The sequence below is a fragment of the Nocardia sp. AB354 genome, from assembly GCF_049538315.1.
GTDB lineage: Bacteria > Actinomycetota > Actinomycetes > Mycobacteriales > Mycobacteriaceae > Nocardia > Nocardia nova.
Genome location: NZ_JBMVFU010000003.1, coordinates 166,836 through 181,478 on the forward strand (window position 1 = coordinate 166,836; position 14,643 = coordinate 181,478).

14 protein-coding genes and 2 tRNA genes are annotated in these 14,643 nt (G+C 67.9%); 9 read left to right on the top strand and 7 right to left on the bottom strand.

Features of this window, described 5'->3' with window-relative positions; genetic code table 11:
* Positions 1-5: 5 nt before the first annotated feature.
* Positions 6-1,085, bottom strand: a complete 1,080-nt coding sequence (hisC, locus tag ACPCUW_RS05610; RefSeq protein ID WP_423423879.1) for a histidinol-phosphate transaminase — start codon at positions 1,083-1,085, stop codon at positions 6-8.
* Positions 1,086-1,259: 174 nt separating this feature from the next.
* Between hisC and ACPCUW_RS05615 the strand changes: the two genes are divergently transcribed.
* The 3 genes from ACPCUW_RS05615 to ACPCUW_RS05625 all read left to right on the top strand — a co-directional run bounded on the left by ACPCUW_RS05615 (position 1,260) and on the right by ACPCUW_RS05625 (position 2,402).
* Complete coding sequence (locus ACPCUW_RS05615) at positions 1,260-2,117, top strand: dienelactone hydrolase family protein (protein ID WP_063010828.1); 858 nt, start codon at positions 1,260-1,262, stop codon at positions 2,115-2,117.
* Between the two features lie 86 nt (positions 2,118-2,203).
* A tRNA-Ser gene (locus ACPCUW_RS05620) sits at positions 2,204-2,293 on the top strand.
* 36 nt (positions 2,294-2,329) lie between these two features.
* A tRNA-Arg gene (locus ACPCUW_RS05625) sits at positions 2,330-2,402 on the top strand.
* Positions 2,403-2,455: 53 nt separating this feature from the next.
* On the opposite strand, the gene ACPCUW_RS05630 is transcribed toward ACPCUW_RS05625, so the two are convergent.
* Positions 2,456-2,704, bottom strand: a complete 249-nt coding sequence (locus tag ACPCUW_RS05630) for a hypothetical protein (RefSeq protein WP_195072783.1) — start codon at positions 2,702-2,704, stop codon at positions 2,456-2,458.
* Position 2,705: 1 nt separating this feature from the next.
* Complete coding sequence (locus tag ACPCUW_RS05635; RefSeq protein ID WP_423423880.1) at positions 2,706-3,407, bottom strand: TNT domain-containing protein; 702 nt, start codon at positions 3,405-3,407, stop codon at positions 2,706-2,708.
* A gap of 164 nt (positions 3,408-3,571) precedes the next feature.
* Between ACPCUW_RS05635 and ACPCUW_RS05640 the strand changes: the two genes are divergently transcribed.
* Positions 3,572-4,417 (top strand): helix-turn-helix domain-containing protein, encoded by an 846-nt coding sequence (locus tag ACPCUW_RS05640; protein ID WP_423423881.1) that lies wholly within the window; start codon positions 3,572-3,574, stop codon positions 4,415-4,417.
* A gap of 25 nt (positions 4,418-4,442) precedes the next feature.
* Positions 4,443-5,276, top strand: a complete 834-nt coding sequence (locus ACPCUW_RS05645) for a dienelactone hydrolase family protein (protein WP_396928284.1) — start codon at positions 4,443-4,445, stop codon at positions 5,274-5,276.
* A 10-nt stretch (positions 5,277-5,286) separates the two neighbouring features.
* Here the strand turns inward: ACPCUW_RS05645 and ACPCUW_RS05650 are convergent, their stop codons facing one another.
* A complete protein-coding gene (locus ACPCUW_RS05650) occupies positions 5,287-6,063 on the bottom strand; it encodes a maleylpyruvate isomerase family mycothiol-dependent enzyme (RefSeq protein ID WP_423423882.1) in 777 nt (258 codons plus the stop codon).
* Positions 6,064-6,176: 113 nt separating this feature from the next.
* Between ACPCUW_RS05650 and ACPCUW_RS05655 the strand changes: the two genes are divergently transcribed.
* Entirely contained in the window at positions 6,177-7,736 is a 1,560-nt protein-coding gene (locus tag ACPCUW_RS05655; RefSeq protein WP_423423883.1) for an esterase-like activity of phytase family protein, read from the top strand.
* 68 nt (positions 7,737-7,804) lie between these two features.
* Positions 7,805-7,957 (top strand): hypothetical protein, encoded by a 153-nt coding sequence (locus ACPCUW_RS05660; RefSeq protein WP_423423884.1) that lies wholly within the window; start codon positions 7,805-7,807, stop codon positions 7,955-7,957.
* On the opposite strand, the gene ACPCUW_RS05665 is transcribed toward ACPCUW_RS05660, so the two are convergent.
* From ACPCUW_RS05665 to ACPCUW_RS05675, 3 genes are all read right to left on the bottom strand, one after another.
* Complete coding sequence (locus tag ACPCUW_RS05665; RefSeq protein WP_423423885.1) at positions 7,908-8,690, bottom strand: DUF998 domain-containing protein; 783 nt, start codon at positions 8,688-8,690, stop codon at positions 7,908-7,910. The genes ACPCUW_RS05660 and ACPCUW_RS05665 overlap by 50 nt on opposite strands.
* A gap of 79 nt (positions 8,691-8,769) precedes the next feature.
* Positions 8,770-9,186, bottom strand: a complete 417-nt coding sequence (locus ACPCUW_RS05670; protein WP_423423886.1) for a very short patch repair endonuclease — start codon at positions 9,184-9,186, stop codon at positions 8,770-8,772.
* 140 nt (positions 9,187-9,326) lie between these two features.
* Positions 9,327-10,469 carry a DNA cytosine methyltransferase gene (locus ACPCUW_RS05675; protein ID WP_423424029.1) on the bottom strand — a complete coding sequence of 381 codons (1,143 nt, stop codon included), beginning with the start codon at positions 10,467-10,469 and terminating at the stop codon, positions 9,327-9,329.
* Between the two features lie 359 nt (positions 10,470-10,828).
* Between ACPCUW_RS05675 and ACPCUW_RS05680 the strand changes: the two genes are divergently transcribed.
* Both ACPCUW_RS05680 and ACPCUW_RS05685 read left to right on the top strand, forming a co-directional pair.
* Positions 10,829-12,700: an ABC transporter ATP-binding protein gene (locus ACPCUW_RS05680; RefSeq protein WP_423423887.1), complete on the top strand. Its 1,872-nt coding sequence runs from the start codon at positions 10,829-10,831 to the stop codon at positions 12,698-12,700.
* Positions 12,654-14,627 carry an ABC transporter ATP-binding protein gene (locus ACPCUW_RS05685; RefSeq protein WP_423423888.1) on the top strand — a complete coding sequence of 658 codons (1,974 nt, stop codon included), beginning with the start codon at positions 12,654-12,656 and terminating at the stop codon, positions 14,625-14,627. The genes ACPCUW_RS05680 and ACPCUW_RS05685 overlap by 47 nt, the downstream gene beginning before the upstream one ends.
* Positions 14,628-14,643 lie beyond the last annotated feature (16 nt).

Here is a 14,643-nt window from a genome sequence, read left to right on the forward strand (position 1 = left end):
CCGGTTCAGCCGACGAAGCGCGCGACGGTGTCCGGTGCGGTGGCGAAACTCAGGAACCGATCGTTCTCGTGCGGATCGCCCGCGGTGATCCGCACCCCGTCGGCGCCGTACGGCCGCACCAGAACTCCGGCTTCGGCACTGGCCGCGCCGAACTCCGCGCTGTGCTCGCCCAGCGGCAGCCAGACGAAGTTGGCCTGGCTCGGCGGTACCCGGTATCCGGCCGCCAGCAGCGCCTCGCGCATACGTTCCCGCTCGGCCACCACATGATCGGTGCGGTCGAGCAGTTCGTGCCGCGCCTGCAGGCAGGCGATGGCCGCGGCCTGTGCCAGCCGATTCACGCTGAACGGAATGTGCACCTTCATCAGCGCGGTGATCAGTTCCGGATCGCCGACGGCGTAACCGACTCGCAGCCCCGCCAGCCCGTATGCCTTCGAAAAGGTGCGCAGCACAACGACATTCGAGCGGCCTCGGCCGATCTGGACGCCGTCGGCCCGATCGTCGGCGGGCAGACGCAGATATTCGAAGTACGCCTCGTCGAGCACCACCAGCACGTCGTCGGGGACCGCGTCGAGGAAGCGGGTCAATTCGGCACGGCCGTACGCCGTTCCGGTCGGGTTGTTCGGATTGCAGACGAAAACGAGCCGGGTCCGGTCGTTGATCGCCGCCGCCATCGCATCCAGATCGTGTGCGAATTCGTCGTTCAGCGGCACCGGCACGGCAGTCGCGTTGCCGACCTGCGTGACGATCGGATACGCCTCGAACGAGCGCCAGGCGAACACCACCTCGTCGGCGGGGGAGGCGCACGTGATCTGGACCAGTTCCTGGCACAGCGCGACGCTGCCGCAGCCGATCGCGACATTCTCGACCGCGACGTCGTGGAACTCGGCGAGGGCTGCTCGAAGTTCGCCGGAGGAGTTGTCCGGGTACCGGTTGATGAGTTCGGCAGCCTCGGCGATCACCTTGGCCACGCTCGGGAGCGGCCCCTGGGTGGTTTCGTTGCTGGCCAGTTTCACGGCGCCCGGATGACTGCGACCCGGAGCGTAGGCCGGAATGGACTCCAGGTCCGGACGAATACGAGCACTCACCCCAACACCTTAATTCCTCGCACGTCGCGGTGGCTCGCCGCAGTTGTCCGGGAGGCCCCGGCGGTCCGTGGGCCGATCCGAACCGGCTGGGCGGTATGTCGGAAAATTTTCCGAGGAATGGGTACTTCCGTGCAACTTCTCCCGAATGTAACGGATGGGAACTACCCTGGTTTCATGTCGGGCATCTATCGAGATGAAGCACCATTGCGCGACAGCGGGCAGGTGGTCGACGGCGCTCCGGGCCCGGCGGCCGGAGGTCGGGTGCCCATCACGGTGATCGAGCCGGAGGGTTACGCGCGCGGCGGCATCGTCGTACTCCACGAGTCCCGTCAGTTTGCCGATGTATTGCTGGAAATGATGAAATCGCTGGCCGGTGAAGGCTGGATCATGGTGGCGCCCAATCTGTTCCACCGCTTCGATCGGCAGAAGGGTCACGGGGACGGCGCCGGGACGGTCAACGACCGCGATCTCGCCGCCGTCGGGGCGCGGGTCTCCGACGGGCCGGGTGCGGTCGCCACCGCCGTCGCGGGCGGCGCGGAGGTCGAGCAGGTGTTCGGCGCGGATCTGTTCGCCGATTTCGATGCCTGCTTCGACTGGCTGGTCGGCCGGGGAGTGTACGCCGACACCGTCGGCGTACTGGGTTTCGACAACGCCGGTACCGCCGCACTGCTGGTCGCCACGAACCGTCCCATCGGTGCGGCCGTGAGCGTCGCCGCACCCGGCATCATGGAGCCGCTCACCGCGGAGGCGACGGCACTGGTGGACGCCGCCCCGCAGCTGCAGGCCCCCTGGCTCGGTCTCTACGGCAACGACGATCCCGTCAACCCGGCCGATCACGTGGAACGCCTGCGTGACGCGGCGGCGCGCGCCGCGGTGGCCACCCTGGTGGTCAGCTACCCCGGCTTGCATCACCGCCCGGATCATCCCGGATTCGATATGGCCGACTTCGAGCAGCTGCCCGAGGACGAGAAGCGGCTCCTGATCGACGCACAGACCAGAATCTTCGATTGGTTCGACAGTCACCTGCGTTGACCAGCCGTTTTGCGTCCTGACCGGTTGCTCTGTACTCTTGCCTCTCGGCGGTTCGAAAGGACCGGCGCCCTCGAAAGAAGGCTCCAGGAGGCGTGCCAGAGCGGCCGAATGGGACTCACTGCTAATGAGTTGTCCCTTCACGGGGACCGGAGGTTCAAATCCTCTCGCCTCCGCCACGCCCGGGTAACCGGGCACACAACTGAACAGGACCTGCGCCCGTAGCTCAACGGATAGAGCATCTGACTACGGATCAGAAGGTTGGGAGTTCGAGTCTCTCCGGGCGCGCAGTGGAACGGCCCCTCACTTGATGACAAGTGAGGGGCCGTTTCGTATTCGCATCACGGTGGGGGGTGTCCCATCATGGATTCGTAAACCCATGCGGCCGCGTCGGATTCGGCGGCGAATCGGCCTCGGACGTCGTACTCACCGCGTTCGAAGACGCCGACTTCCCAGTCGCCGCCGGATCCCGGGCGCAGGAACCAGAAGTCGGTCGGCAGCGGGTCATGGGTATGGACGCCGGCGATCTGGAACCACGACGGAGGCTTTCCGGCGGCGAGTAGTGCGGCGGCCAATTCCCTGCGATCCATATCAACCGGGGATCTCTTCGACCAGGTAGTGGTTGTCGAGCAGCCATTGGACGGTCGCTTTTCCGCCGGGGTACGGCTGGAAACTGGTATCCAGAACATATTGGGTACCGAGTCCGGGCTGCTCGAACCATGGCTGGGCCGGCCCGGCCTCCACTTGGAACGGCGCGAGTACGCAGTAGACGTGATAATCGCTTTGTGTGGTGCCCCCGGGCGAGTTGAGGTTCTGCGGTGGTATCGCGCGCCCGCCGTACGACTCGCCCTCTTGTGCCAGGAACTTCCCACTCGGAGCACCGAATCGGTCGATACGCTTGCCGGGCTGCAGCACCTCCGGGTGTGCCGCCGTACGGCCGTCGATGATCAGGAATCCGTCATCGGGTGGATAGATCCACATGGAATTGTCCGGAGTGCGGTACTTCGCAATGAACTGGGCCTCGGTGAGGTTCCCGAAGCGCTGATACCCCGTCAGCAACGGGCCCACAGGTGGGTCCTGCGGTAACGGGTCGGGCCCCAGATATTCCTTCCCGTCGTAGTAGTTGGTCGTCTTCGGCGCTATGGGCGGTGTGCCGGGATGGCAGGGCGACGCCGAGAGGGATCCGGAGCCCGAACCGGATCCCGAGTCCGGTAGCGCTTGCGCCGTGATCGGAGGTCCGATCAGCAGAAGTAGCGATGCGAGAAAAGCGGTGAGGACAGACCGGTGACGCAAAGTACCTCCCTGGATAGAAGTAGCTGCGGTGCGCCGAGCATACGGAGCCGCCGTGATTTCACCCTGATCCGCGATGGCGTGTCGCGCGTATTGTCCCTACGCCTCTGGCCTGCACGAACGAGTGTTGCGAGCACCGCGTGAGGGATCCGATCTACCCTGGCCGGATGGGAGATCGCGCGTGGGAGATCGTGCGCCCGCGCGGGGGCGCGGACGGGCTTGCGATGCTCGGGTATCGCGATCGTGCCGGTGCCGGGTTGGAGCTTCGGGTGGCGGTGATCCCGGCGGTGACCGTGGCGGTCGACTTCGGCGGGGGTGGGCTCGTCGTCGAGACGACGGAGGCGAGTCGGGCGAGCGGGGGGATGGTGGCGGGTTTCTCCCGGGGGCTGACGGCGATTCGGGCCGACCGTGCGGCGTGCGTCGAGGTGCGGATGTCGCCGCTGCGGGCGTATTCGGTGCTCGGGGTCGGGCCGGGTGAGCTGGGTGCTGTCGTGGGCCTGGACGAGGTGTGGGGCGCCTCGGCGGAGCGGTTGCGTGCGCAGCTCGCGGAGGCGGCGAAGTGGGAGGAGCGGTTCGCGCTCACGAGAACGTTTCTGGCGCAACACTTCCGGCCCGAGCGCACACCGGATGCGGAAGTGGTGGCCGGGTGGAATCGTATCGTCGCGGACCGCGGGCAGGTCCGGGTCACCGAACTGGCCGAATCCTGCGGCTGGAGTCGCAAACGGCTGTGGACCAGGTTCGAATCGCAGATCGGACTCACGCCCAAACGCGCCGCGATGCTGGTTCGGTTCCGGCATGCGGTCGAGGGACTGGTGGCGGGCCGGCCGGCCGCCGATGTCGCGGCCTCCTGCGGTTACAGCGATCAGGCCCATATGTCCCGGGAGATCGCGAGTTTCGCCGGGCGCACGCCGAACACGCTGGCACGGGAACCGCACACGCCGATCGGGCAGCACCGATACCGGGCCTGGGGAACATTTTTTCAAGACCCGGCGGGGGTGGTCGGCCGAGGGTGAAGGCCCGAACGAGAAAGGGCCGGCCATGGCAGACGACGATCTTCACGATTTCGAACACGCGACCTTCACCCATGAGGGCAAGTCCCGCACGATCTTTCGGCAGGGCAGCGGGCCCGCGGTGATCGTCATGGCGGAATTTCCCGGCATCTCGCCGGACGTCTTCGACTTCGCCCGGCGGGTAGCGCGCATCGGCTGTACGGCGGTGGTGCCGCATCTGTACGGCAATCCGGGGCGGGACCCGGATCCGGCCGCGCATGGCACTCTTGCCGCGCTGGCGAACGTCGCCGGTCAGTTCGGGCCGATCTGTGTCAGCCGGGAGTTCGTGGTGCTGGCGACCGGCCGCACGTCCCCGGTCGTGCAGTGGCTGCGGGCGCTGGCCGCCGATGAGCATCGGCGGTGCGGCGGACCGGGAGTCGGTGCCGTCGGAATGTGTTTCACCGGAGGTTTCGCGCTGGGGATGGCTGTGGACGACCGATTGGTCGCACCCGTGCTCTCACAGCCCGGCCTGCCGCTGGGTTTCACCACCCGGCAGAAATGCTCGATCGACCTCTCGCCCGACGATCTGGAGCGCGTCAAACAGCGTTGCGGCGAGGGCCTTTCGGTGATGGGGCTGCGTTTCCGCGGTGACCGGCGCTCACCCGCGCAACGTTTCGAATTCCTGCGCCGGGAACTCGGCGACGCCTTCATCGCCATCGAACTCGACGATGCCGCCGCCAATCCGGAGGGCGTGCTGAGCGCGCATTCGGTACTCACCGAACATCTCGTCGACGAACCGGGCGAACCGACTCAGGCCGCGCTGCACCGCGTCCTGGATTTCCTCGCCGAACGGCTCGAGGTTCCGGGGCGCGTGAACCGGTGAGTCCGGCGCCTCACAACCACGCGGGCAGATTCGGCAGATGTCCGGTGAGTCCCACGCCCTCGCTGCGGCCGATCAACCACGCCAGCAGCTCCGCTGCGGGCCCGGAGATGGTGTCGGAAGGGTCGGGGCCCACCTTGGCGGTGAAATCGGTGTCGGTGGCGACGAGGGTGAAACTCGGCGGCGGTGGCTGATCCGGGTCGGAGGTCATCGGCTTGGCATCGGCGGGGCGATGTGCGGAGGCCGCGTGGTCGAATCCGGCGGACACCTCCGGCAGCATGCGGGCCACGAAGGCGGCCGGCCAGTCCGCGGGCCGATAGCCGATGTTCAGGTCGACGCGGTGAATCTCGATCTCGCGCAGGCGCAACCACGGCACCACCGCGGTGGCCAGCTCCTTACCCGTGCGAGCCCGCACCCGGTACTGCCAGCGTTCCGGCGGCATGGCCCGGGCGAGGCCGAGGAAGCGATCGGCGGAGGCGCGCAGATCGCCCAGTTGCTCGGCGAGCGGGCGCGGCGCACCGGCCTCGATATCGGAATCCCGCAGCAGTTGGCTTGCGTACTGCGGGGTTTCGATGCCGGTGCGGGCCCACAGCAGCAGGTTCACCAGGCCGTCGGCATTGCGGGACAGGTGGGCCAGCAGATGGCCGCGCGTCCAGCCCGGCAGCAGTGACGGTTCGGCGATATCGCTGTCGTGCAAGGCTTCCACCGCGCCGACCAGCGACTCGGTCGCCGTATGCACGGCTTCGAGCAGGTCGACGGGAACGGCTGATTCCGGCGCTTCGCTGGTCACCTGGGTGACCCTACCCAGCGCTGGGAACGCGCGCTGGGCGAACTCGATTGCCGTCGGATAACTGTTCAGGTGCCCGACAGCTGATCGTCGACTCGGCAGGATAGGTATCACCGGTGGGAACCAGTCACATGCTCCGATTCGCCCTCGCCGGCGCCGTACTCTGCGCGGCTGCCGCCTGTTCGTCCGGCGGTGGCGAACCACAATGGCACACCGGCCGGGACCGGCCGCTGATCGTATCGCTCGACGATCTGGCCGCCCGCACCGGCGGTGGTGCGGCCGTCGCCTTCGGCACCCCGGCCCACGGCCGCCTGGACCGCACCGCGGACGGTTCCCTGCGCTACGCGCCGGAGCCCGGATACCAGGGCGAGGACACCTTCACGGTGACCACCTCCGATGCGGTTCACCTCTACACCACGGATATCGCGCCGCTCGGCGAGTTCGGTGGAACCACGGTGCAGGGCAGCGGTTTCGGGTCCGCGTGGACGCCGGTGCCGGGGTCGGCCGACGAATTCTACGGACTCACCGACCGCGGCCCGAACGTCGATGGCCCCGGCAAGAACGAAAAGCTCGTTCCCATAACGAGTTTCGTGCCGAAGATCGGCAAATTCCGGTTGACCGGAACGCGCGCGGTGCTGGAATCCACTATCGACCTGAAGAACCGTGCGGGCGTCGGCTTCAACGGACTCGTCGACACCGCGGCCTCGACGGGGGAGACCATGCGCGATCTGGACGGCCACCCCTTGCCGCCCATCGACCACGGCTTGGACCCGGAAGGATTGGTCGCGCTGCCCGACGGCACCTTCTGGGTCTCCGACGAATACGGTCCGTTCCTCGTGCACTTCGACGCCTCCGGCACCGAAATCGACCGCCTCGCACCCGGTTCCGGGTTGCCGCGCGAATTGTCGCTGCGGACGCCGAATCAGGGCATGGAAGGCCTGACCGTCACGCCGGACGGGCGGCGATTGGTCGGTGTGATTCAAAGCGGTTTGCAGACACCGGGATCGGCTTCCGCACGGGAGGTGCCGATGACCCGAATCGTCACGGTCGACTTGCAGACCCGCGCCGTAGCCGAATTCGTGTACCCGCTCGAGGATCCGAAGCGCAAACTGGCCGTCTCCGAAATCACCGCACTCGACGACCACACCTTTCTGGTGGACGAACGCGACGGCGAACTCGCGCCGAAGGCGAACAAGAAACTGTGGACGATCGATCTGAACGGCGCCACCGATATCGGACCGCGAGCCGCCGTTCCCGGCACCCGATACGACCCGAATCTCGGCCTGCTGGTCGGCGACAAACCGCTGGAAACCTATGTCGGCAAGGTATCCACCGCCGACGGGATCGCCGCGCTCGGCAAGGCGGGTATCACCCCGGTCGCGAAGAAGTCGAACCTGGATCTCGCCGGATTGGTCGCGGGGCTGAATCCGGCCGGCGCATTCTTCGGCCACGACAAAATCGAGGGCGTCGCCACCACCGACGGCGGCCGCACGCTCTACATCTCCGACGACAGTGATTTCGGATTGGCCGGAAGCAGCGGTAGCGAGCCGCCCTTCGGCCTGAAACCGAAGATCTTGCCGGACGGCCGCCAGGACACCGGCGAAATCCTGCGCGTCGATACCGGGGCGCTTCCGGCACGCACCACGACGCACACCGTCACCGTCTCGGTGGGCTAGCCGGCATTCTCAGGTTTTACCCATGTTCCGCACAAATGCATGCCAGTCGCCGCTGTCACCGTGGGTATATGAACACAATTGTCGAGGTACTGGTAATGGGCGTCATACTGACCACCTTCGCGGCCATGGCGATCGCGGGCGCGGTGGCGGAATCGGCGCCCCGCTCACTGGTCATGCTGCGGAACGACGAGCCCGTGCGCGCTTCCGCCCATCGCCGCTGATCACGCGCTGCGCAACCCAGATCTGCACCGCGAGCGCGATCAGCCACAGCGACATGGATCCGACCTGGATGCGCTGGGCGATGCCCAGTGCGTAATTGCCCGGCAGATTGTCGGCGATCAGCATCCAGGCCGTAGCGGTCGAGCCGATGATGAGGATCCACAATCCGGAATGCCGCAGAATCGGCCAGCGCCGATAGCGGAAGGCGGCGACGCTGAAGGCGATCATCGCCACGAATATCGACGTGACCGCGAGTGTGCTGGTCAGCGCGTGGATCTGGTGCAATTGCGGAAACATGCCGCTATCCGACGGCGGGCACGGCGCCGAGCAGGTGTGCAACGGCCATTGCGCATCGGCGATCGTGGACGCGCCGAAAAAGCCCAGCGCCACCCAGCCGACGGTCGACAAACGCCGCCGCGAGAAGACGAACATCGCCGTAATCGCGGAAATCAAGGTGAGCGAACCGGCGATGGTGTCGCCCAGATCGAACACCCAGCGATAAGGACGGCCCTCGGCGTCCAATTCGCTCAGGAACGACCTGATCGGATTCAGATGGATCGGCAGGACGAATTCCAGGACCCACGACGAATAGCAGACCCCCGCGACGGCGATAGCGGCCGCGATCAGTAAGCGGACCAGGCGGAACCGCACGCGCGTGGGCGCGTTGTTTCGCTCCAGTACGGCGACCGCACCGGATCGGTCCGCCGCACGATCATGCGGCTCGCTCGGCGTCATTGCCCTCGTTTCACGTCATCGCCCACGTCCGGAATGTGCCGTATTTCCGCTGCAATGTCGGCTGCACTTCCATCATGGTCTATCGATCCGACAAAGCCGACTGCACCCGATCCGCGGCGGCTACCGAATCCTCGTGCTCCCAAACCCGCACCACCAGCCAGCCCGCGTCGGCGAGTCGCGCATCGGTATCGCGGTCGCGGGCCACGTTGCCGGCCAATTTCTCCGCCCACCACTCGGCGTTGTTCTTCGGATAGGTGGCGTGCTCGGGGCAGCAGTGCCAGAAACACCCGTCCACGTACACCGCCACCTTGCGACGCGGGAAAACCAGGTCGGCCCGACGGCGCAAACCCGGAAGCGGGGCGCGGTCCACGAAGTAGCGCAGGCCTCGCCGATGCAGTTCGGTGCGCAACGCGGTCTCCGGGGCGGTACCCGCCCGCCGCTGCCGAGCCATCCGGGCACTGGTCACCGCGTCGGTGACGGGACGGCCGGAACTCATGCACAACCCTTACAGCGTCCACCGGCGTGCCGGTGTTCCCGGGGTCGGATTCGGTGACCTATTCGACACCTCACGCCGCCGCTGAGACGTGCGGGACACCCGCGCCCGGTCGGCCGCGCGAGTGGGCTGCGCATTATCACTCACGCCGCCTCCTGTGGCAGGCCTCCCATGCGGATCAGGTGGTTCTCCACATCGGCGAGGAAACCGGGAGGGAAGCGCAGCGTGCCGCGGGCGGCGCGGCGCAGGAAACCGGCGGTCGCGCGGGCCGACAGCAGGCGCGCGTCGTCGAGGAACCAGCGCAGATCCTCGTACGGCTCGTGCACCGGCCACGTCGAGACCGGGACCCGATATGCCGTGCCGCCATGACCCCAGGCCGCCGCCGGCCAGCGATGCGCGGTCAGCGGCGCGTAGTCCGCGGCCACGCCGTCGGAGGGAGACGCCAGGCGGGAGCCGATCCACGACGCCATCCGCACACTCACCGCGTTGCCGACCAGCTTCCACCGATGTCCGGGGCGGACCCCGGCGGCGGAGAGTGCGGGCGCGGTCCAATCGTGGGAAAACCCTTGCAGCCGTTCGGCATCGGTGATTCCCGGAGTGACGATCTCACCGGCCGGCAACCGGACCGCGGGCGGACTGGCGATCCCGAGCCCGGACCCGCCTTTCAGCGTCGGCACCGCGTTCACCGCCCAGCCCAGCCCGCGCACCCCCTCGGTCCAGTAGAAGCCGCACGGATCCACCTCCGGATCGCCGATCGTGCGTGGCCCCGCATCGGTTCCGAACAGCACCGGCCGCGGATCCTCCGACCGCGACGCCAGCATCAGCACCCGCTGCCGCCGCTGTGGCAGCCCGAAGGCGCGTGCGTCGACCACCCGGTAGGCCCAGGTGTAGCCCAGCTCCTCCAACGCGGCCGTGATGTGCCGCATCGCCTGTCCACGCCCCAGCTGCAACATGAACGGGACGTTCTCGATCAGCAGCCAGCGCGGGCCGCGTTTGCGCCGGACCAGCCGGAACACCTCGTCGACCAGACCTGAGCGCTCGCCGGTGATGCCCGCCGTCCGTCCCGCCTGCGACAGGTCCTGACAGGGAAATCCGGCGGCGACCAGCTCCGTCCCGGCGGGCAGCCCGCGCAGGCGGGTCACATCGGCGTGGGTCTCGACATCGGGGAAGCGGGCGGAGAGGACCGCGCGTGCGCCCGGGTCGATCTCGCACAGCAGCTCGGTCCGCCAACCGTGGGCGCTGAGCCCGAGCTCCAAACCCCCGATCCCGGCGAACAACCCGACCATCCGCGTGTTGTTCACAGCCGGTGGTCCTTTCGCCCGAATCCCCGTCGGGCACCGGCGCGGTCGCGAAGGGCCCGGGTGTGGAGGTTACTCGAGCAGGTCGAGGGCGTCAGCAATCAGTGGGTGGTGTTCTTCGGATGTGCACGGGCCCGTGGGGAAATGAGAGGCGGAGCGGGCGAGCCCAGCATGCCGGTTCCCAGCTGTGCGGTTCGGAGAGGTCGGGCGGCCCAGCGACCGAAAATCGGTTGGCGGGCGGGGGCGGCGCTGGCAATCTGGAAGGTCGTACGGGCGCTCGGTCGGGGGCCGGGGCGGTGCGGTAGTGAGCGATTCGGCGAAAGACGACCTGGCGAAGGGGGATTGTTGTGTCCGTCGCTACGACGGAGACCGTATCCGATTCGGAGGACGACAGAACCGGAACGGTCGACGAAAATCACACCACCCGAGTGACGGGTGCGGGCTCATTGCGGCGTCTGTGGCCGGAGATCCGGCCCTATCGCGCGGCGCTGTTCGGCAGCGCCGTGCTGTCGGCGCTCGGCATGCTGTGCGATATCGCGTTGCCGTTCGTCACCGCGCGGATCGTCGACGGGCCGGTCGCGCAGCGGGATTTCGGCGGCATCTGGGTGCCGATCGGCCTGGTGGTGGGGCTGGCGGTGCTCGGCACGGTCACGTCGTGGTGGCGGCGGTGGATCATCGCGGCGCCCGCGAGCCGGCTGGAGGTGTCGTTGCGCGGCAAGCTTTTCCAGCGATTGCAGGTGCTGTCGGTCGGCGTGCACGACGGGATGGAGTCCGGCCAGCTCACCTCGCGGGCGATCACCGACATGTCCACCCTGCGGCGCTTCTTCGCCTTTGTCGCGCCGTCGCTGCTGTCGCTGAGTGCGACGCTGGGCGTGGGTGTGGCGCTGCTGTTCGTCTTGAGCTGGCAGATCGGGTTGATCGAACTGCTCATCGCGGTTCCGCTCGTCCTGCTCGCACTGCAATTCGAACAGGGCTACGGTCGCGCCTCCCGTCGCGCGCAGGACCAGTCCGGCCATCTCGCCACCACGGTCGAGGAATCCGCCCAGGGCATTCGCGTCCTCAAGGCGTTCGGCCGCGGCCCGTGGTTCGGCCGCCGGTTCCGGGCCGAGGCGCGCGAACTGCGAACCCTCGAGCTGGCCAAGGTGCGGTTGGCGGCGCGGTTGTGGACCGCGCTGAACACGCTGTCCGCGTTGGGTATCGCGGCCGCACTCGCCATCGGCGGATATCTGCTCACCGAACAGGCGATGACGGTCGGCGCCCTGGTCGCCGGCATCACCCTGACCACCTACCTGCAGTGGCCGATCATGGGCTTCGGCTTCCTGCTGGCCGAGATGAACCACGCCCGCACCGCGGCGCAACGGTTCTGGGAGGTGATCGACACCCCCGTCGAGATCACCGACCCGGAGCATCCCGTTCCCGCGCCGCAGCCGCTGCGTGGTGAATTGCGGTTCGAGCGGGTGCGTTTCCGCTTCCCGGACGCCGACCGTGATCTGCTGCACGATATTTCGCTGCACGTGCGTCCCGGGGAGACCGTCGCGGTGGTCGGCGCCACCGGCAGCGGTAAGTCGGCGTTGCTGGGCCTGGTGCCGCGACTGTTCGACGTCGCGGCCGGTGCGGTGACCATCGACGGTATCGACGTGCGCTCGCTGCGACTGGCGGATCTGCGGTCACAGGTCTCGGTGGCCTTCGAGGATCCGGTGCTGTTCTCGGCCAGCGTGCGCGAGAACATCACTCTCGGCTACCCCGACGCCGGCGAGGACCGGATCCATGCCGCACTGGATGTGGCCTGCGCCGCGCAGTTCGTCGACGAATTGCCGTGGGGTCTGCGCACCCGGATCGGGGAACAGGGCCTGAGCCTTTCCGGCGGTCAGCGGCAGCGGCTGGCGCTGGCGCGAGCCGTCCTGGACCGGCAGAAACATGCCGGCGGGCACGTCGTGGTTCTGGACGACCCGCTCTCCGCTCTGGATGTGAGCACCGAAGAACAGGTCCAGAAGCGACTGCGAGAGGCGCTGGCCGGTGCCACCGTGCTGCTGGTGGCCCACCGCCCGTCGACCGCGGCCTGGGCGGATCGGGTCGCCGTCCTCGACGGGGGCCGCATCATCGCCGACGGACCTCATGAACGACTGCTCGAAACCTGTTCGCGCTACCGGGAATTGATGGGAGGTGATCTCGATGCCGGAGAACCCGAACGAGGACGCAGCTTCGCGCACGAACACTGACCGGGCGGGCACGAGCAGCGGCCGCCCGGAAACCGCGTCCTACGAGGAGGCCGGCGGCGCCGTGGCCCTCCGCACCGACGCCGAATCCGAGGCCGACTGGCGGGGCGTGGCCGCCGAGGAAGGGGAGCAGACCGAGGCGGTCAACCTCGCCCTGGCGGCACGGTCGCGCCGCCTGCTGTGGTCGCTGATCCGCCCCTACCGCCGGTGGGCGGCCGCCGCGCTGGTGTTGATCGTGATCGACAATGCCGCCCTGGTGGCGACGCCGCTGTTCGTCGCACACGGAGTCGACACCGGTGTCGCACGCGCGCTCGACGGCGACTGGTTGCCGCTGGCGCTGGCCGTGGGCGGCATCCTCGGCTGCACCGCGCTCGGTGGCGTGACAACCTTCCTGTTCCTGCGCATCTCCGGCAGGTTGAGCCAGCAGGTGCTGTTCGATCTGCGGCTGCGGGTCTTCACGCACGTGCAGCGGCTCTCGATCGATTTCCACGAGAACTACACCTCCGGCAAGATCGTCGCGCGGCTCACCAGCGATCTGGAATCGCTCGAGGATCTGCTCGAGCGCGCGCTCAACGACGCGCTGAGCGCCGTGCTGTCGGTGGTGACGATCGCGGGAATTCTGCTGTGGCTGGATATTCCGCTCGCCGCGGTGGTGCTGCTCGGTTTCGTCCCGCTGGTCTTCGTGACCCGCTGGGCACAGCGGCGTCAACGCGCCGGCTACCGCCGCACCCGAGGCGCGATCGCGAAGGTGGTCGTGCATTTCGTCGAGACCATGGGCGGAATCCGTGCGGTGCAGGCCTTTCGGCGCGAGGAGCGCAACGAGGCCATTCTGGTCGACTCCGATGCCGAGTACCGCTCGGCCAATATCAGTGCGCTGCACGGGATGGCGGCCTACATCGGGCTGGTGCGGTTGATCAGCAATGTGACCAACGTCGTCATCCTGGTCGTCGGTGCGTGGCGAGTGATCCACGGCCACACCGAAATCGGTGTGCTCGCGGCGTTCCTGCTGTACCTGCGGCAGTTCTACGGCCCCTTGGACGAATTGGCCCAGGTGTTCAACTCCTATCAGTCCGCGGCGGCCGCGCTGGAGCGGATCTCGGGCGTGCTGGAGGAGCGGCCGAGCGTGGCCGAACCCGATGCCCCGCGACCACTCGCGCGGGCGCGAGGTGAACTGCGCCTGAGCGATGTCGTCTTCGGCTACCCGAGCCGGGACGACGTGTCCGGCACCGCGGATCGGCCGGTGCGGTCGGTGCTGCCACGCTTCTCGCTCACCGTCGCGGCCGGCCAGGTCGTCGCGCTGGTCGGGGCCACCGGCGCCGGCAAGTCGACCCTGGCCAAGCTGATCGCGCGGTTCTACGATCCCTCGTCGGGCACGGTGTCGCTGGACGGTATCGATCTGCGCACGATCGCCGACGCGGATCTGCGCCGCGCGGTCGCGATGGTGACGCAGGAGTCGTACCTGTTCTCCGGTTCGGTCGCCGACAACATCCGGCTCGGCAGACCCGAGGCCACCGATGCCGAAGTGTTCGCGGCGGCCCGCGCGGTCGGGTTGTACGACTTCGTGATGTCGCTGCCGGACGGATTCGACACCGATGTGCGCAAGCGCGGCGGGCGATTGTCGGCCGGCCAGCGCCAGCTCGTCGCCTTCGCGCGCGTCTTCCTGGCCGATCCCGCGGTGATCGTGCTGGACGAGGCCACCTCGAGCCTGGACATCCCGGGTGAGCGGCAGGTACAGCGGGCGCTCGAGACCGTGCTGCGCGGGCGCACGGCGGTGATCATCGCGCATCGCCTGTCGACCGTCGCCATCGCCGACCGGGTGCTGGTGATGGATTCCGGGCGCATCGTCGAGGACGGGACGCCCGCGGATCTGATCGCATCGACCGGACGTTTCGCCGCTCTGCACACCGCGTGGCGCGAATCGCTGGTGTAGCGCAGGTGAACAACTC

What these genes read in the sequence shown, in the direction of transcription:
- ACPCUW_RS05615 (WP_063010828.1), top strand. Translation starts at nt 1,260, where the DNA reads ATGTCGGGCATCTATCGAGATGAAGCACCATTGCGCGACAGCGGGCAG.
- ACPCUW_RS05630 (WP_195072783.1), bottom strand. Translation starts at nt 2,704, where the DNA reads ATGGATCGCAGGGAATTGGCCGCCGCACTACTCGCCGCCGGAAAGCCT.
- ACPCUW_RS05640 (WP_423423881.1), top strand. Translation starts at nt 3,572, where the DNA reads ATGGGAGATCGCGCGTGGGAGATCGTGCGCCCGCGCGGGGGCGCGGAC.
- ACPCUW_RS05645 (WP_396928284.1), top strand. Translation starts at nt 4,443, where the DNA reads ATGGCAGACGACGATCTTCACGATTTCGAACACGCGACCTTCACCCAT.
- ACPCUW_RS05660 (WP_423423884.1), top strand. Translation starts at nt 7,805, where the DNA reads ATGAACACAATTGTCGAGGTACTGGTAATGGGCGTCATACTGACCACC.
- ACPCUW_RS05665 (WP_423423885.1), bottom strand. Translation starts at nt 8,690, where the DNA reads ATGACGCCGAGCGAGCCGCATGATCGTGCGGCGGACCGATCCGGTGCG.
- ACPCUW_RS05670 (WP_423423886.1), bottom strand. Translation starts at nt 9,186, where the DNA reads ATGAGTTCCGGCCGTCCCGTCACCGACGCGGTGACCAGTGCCCGGATG.
- ACPCUW_RS05675 (WP_423424029.1), bottom strand. Translation starts at nt 10,469, where the DNA reads ATGGTCGGGTTGTTCGCCGGGATCGGGGGTTTGGAGCTCGGGCTCAGC.
- ACPCUW_RS05685 (WP_423423888.1), top strand. Translation starts at nt 12,654, where the DNA reads ATGCCGGAGAACCCGAACGAGGACGCAGCTTCGCGCACGAACACTGAC.